The organism is Streptomyces sp. NPDC088554 (assembly GCF_044752945.1).
Classification (GTDB): Bacteria; Actinomycetota; Actinomycetes; order Streptomycetales; family Streptomycetaceae; genus Streptomyces.
This window is the reverse complement of record NZ_JBIVMF010000087.1, coordinates 1-2,395: the sequence shown is the minus strand read 5'-3', so window position 1 is coordinate 2,395 and position 2,395 is coordinate 1. Positions and strand designations below refer to the sequence as shown.

Sequence of the window (2,395 nt, the reverse complement as noted above, 5' to 3'; positions counted from 1 at the left end):
CGAACAGCATCCAGACCAGTCACCACACCGTCATCCAACACACCCGCCGCATGAAACACACCGGTCAGCGGATGCTCCGACGGAACACCATCGAGGAGCGCGGCCACCGCCGCACGATCCGCGACATCACAAGCAGCAACCCGCACCCGCGCACCCAGACCCTCCAGCTCCCGCACAAGAGTGTCGACACCCTCCGCCCCCACCCCCGCACGGGAGACGAGCAGCAGGTTTCGCACACCATGCACGGTGACCAGATGCCGGGCCAGCAAACCACCCAGCAAACCAGTACCACCCGTAACCAGAACCGTTCCACCAGCATCCAGAGAACGCGGCATCGTCAGAACGACCTTGCCGATATGCCGGGCCTGGGCGAGATGACGCAGGGCATCACGGCCCTGGCGGATGTCCCAGGCGGTGACCGGGAGCGGGGTCAGGGTCCCGGCCTCGAACATCTCCATCAGCTCCGCCAGCATGCCGGCGATCAGTTCGGGGCCCGCCTCCATGAGGTCGAACGCCTGGTAGAGCCGCAAGCGCGGGTGATCGTTGCGAACCTGGGCGGGGTCACGTTTGTCGGTCTTACCCATCTCCAGGAAACGGCCGTCCTCGGCCAGCAGTCCCAGCGAAGTATCGATGTACTCCCCCGCAAGGGAGTTCAGCACGACGTCCACCTGGGGGAAGACGCCCCCGAAGTCCAGGTTCCGGGAAGAAGCGATACAGTCGGGCGCCACACCCAGATCACGGACATACCCCTGCTTGGGAGCACTGGCGGTGGCATACACCTCCGCGCCGAAGTGATGCCGGGCAAGCTGGACGGCCGCCATGCCCACACCACCGGCTGCGGCATGGATCAGTACCCGCTCCCCGGGCTGGAGCCCGGCCAGCTCCCGCAGACCGTACAAAGCTGTCAGGAAAACCACCGGAACACCCGCGGCCTGGGCATAACTCCAGCCCGACGGCATCCGTGTCAGCATCCAGCACTCGGCGACAGCAACAGGACCAAAGCCACCATGCACCAGACCCATAACCTTGTCACCGACCGCGAGACCAGTGACATCAGGGGCAACCTCCAGGACCACACCCGCCGCCTCGCTGCCCATGACCTCCAAATGAGACACAACACCGAGGGCAAGAATGACATCACGGAAGTTGACGCCCGCCGCACGCACCGCGATCCGCACCTGACCGGAACCGAGCGGAGCACCTGACTCAGGAGCAGCACGCAGGGAAAGCCCGTCCAGACTGCCCTTGTCACCGATCTCCAGCCGCCAGGTCCCGGTCCCCGCAGCCGGGACCATTGTGGAAACACCCGGCCCGCCCCGGACCAGCCGGGGAAGGTACGCCTGCCCGCCACGCAGCGCGAGCTGCGGTTCCTCATCATCGGTGAGCGCAGCCAGCGCCTGCCAGGACACAGCCGAACCATCAGTATCGACAAGCAGGAACCGGCCGGGATTCTCCGACTGCGCCGACTTCACCAGCCCCCAGACAGCCGCACCCGCCAGACCGGTCAGGACCTCACCCGGACTCACCGCCACCGCACCCCGGGTGACAACAATCAAACGCGCACCCGCGAAACGGTCGTCGGCCAGCCAGCCCCGCACCCAGCCAAGCACCCGCTCGACCGTAGTGTGCACCTCGGCAGCAACACCGGTCCCGGCCTGGGCACCATCATCGGTGGTGACGACGGCGACAACCGTACGGAGTACAGCGTCAGGGCCGTCTGCCGCCATAACCCCGGCCAGCGTCACCGGGTCCGGATACACCAGAGCATCCCCACCCGGGACAGTACCAAGCACCGCAGGAAGAACACCGGGATCGGCCACGAAAGCATACGCGGGTACATCCACAGCGAGATCGCCCACGAGTTCCGGGGCATGTTCCCAGGCAACCCGGAAAAGCCCGTCCTGCGTTTTGTGGGTGTCGTTCTCGTCGGAGGTGAGAACGCGCAGGGCGAGAGTGTCGACAACAGCAACCAGATCACCACTGCAATCAGCAGCAACAATCCTCATACCATCCACACCGGACCGGGTCAGCCGGACCCGCAACGCCGAAGCACCAGAAGCATCCACACCCACACCCGACCAGGCAAACGGCACCCGCAACCGGGCCCCACCCTCCTGCGGCAGAACAAAAACAGCACAATGCAAAGCAGCATCGAGAAGAGCCGGGTGGAGAGCGTAAGAAGCCGCCTCCTCCCGCACCGAATCGGGTAGTTGGACCTCGGCGAAGACCGTCTCGCCCTCACGCCAAACAGCCTTCAGACCCTGGAAAGCCGGACCATAGCCATACCCGGCCTCAGCCAAGTCATCGTAGAAACCGTCCACAGACAGAGCCTCGGCAGCCACCGGCGGCCAGACCCTCGCCCAGTCGGTGTCCACGGGAGCAGCCGCATCCTCGG

Annotated in this window: 1 protein-coding gene; it reads right to left on the bottom strand. The window is 65.4% G+C overall.

Translation table 11 applies throughout. The features are described 5' to 3' along the window. Window positions 1-2,375, bottom strand: a 2,375-nt coding sequence (locus tag ACIP8W_RS31875; protein ID WP_402205900.1) for a polyketide synthase dehydratase domain-containing protein, incomplete at its 3' end; no start/stop codon positions are given. Window positions 2,376-2,395 lie beyond the last annotated feature (20 nt).